The 601-nt window shown below is 28.8% G+C and carries 1 protein-coding gene; it reads right to left on the reverse strand.

Annotated features, from left to right (window positions below; translation table 11 throughout):
- Nucleotides 1-399 precede the first annotated feature (399 nt).
- Nucleotides 400-601, reverse strand: a 202-nt coding sequence (locus tag F3G86_RS10605) for a hypothetical protein (RefSeq protein ID WP_188116474.1), incomplete at its 5' end; no start/stop codon positions are given.

Below are 601 nucleotides of genomic sequence, written 5' to 3' on the forward strand. Positions count from 1 at the left end.
ATGTCTAGTCTTAGGTTATGAAATACCTTTGTAGATGTGCCATATAGATATGAGTCTTTGTGTAAATTTAGAGCATAAAGGGTGCTATCTTTACTTATAGCCTCTTTTAAAATTTCAGCATTTAGCTCCTGCTTGCTTAGCTCTTTGCCTAGTTTTTTAAATTTAGCCTCGATCTTTGCTTTTATCTCTTTTAAATTTACCTCTTCAAGTTTAAATCTATTCTCGCCACTTTGCTTTAGAGCTAAATTTTTAGCAAATGAGCTTTTCTGGATTGCAAATTAATCAACTTTTGCAATAGATAAATCCAGTTCTGTTTGAAACAACATATCGTACCCTATTTTTCTCAATTCTTTCACTATTTCAAATCTATCATAAAAGAAATTCCTACAAGTATCATATTTATTTTTTTTCTTTGTTTGGATACCATATTAAATTTTTACTTGTTAATGGATAATCTTCCAATGAAAAGTCATGATATTGATTTGGCTCTACGCTTTGTTTGTCTGGATAAAATAATAATGCTTCGCAACCTAAAATTTCTATATTATGATTTTCTAAAAAATTCAAATATTCTAAACCATCTTCGTAATATAACCACAAC

Origin of the sequence: Campylobacter concisus (genome assembly GCF_902460595.1) — a bacterium.
In the GTDB taxonomy this organism is placed as follows: domain Bacteria; phylum Campylobacterota; class Campylobacteria; order Campylobacterales; family Campylobacteraceae; genus Campylobacter_A; species Campylobacter_A concisus_BL.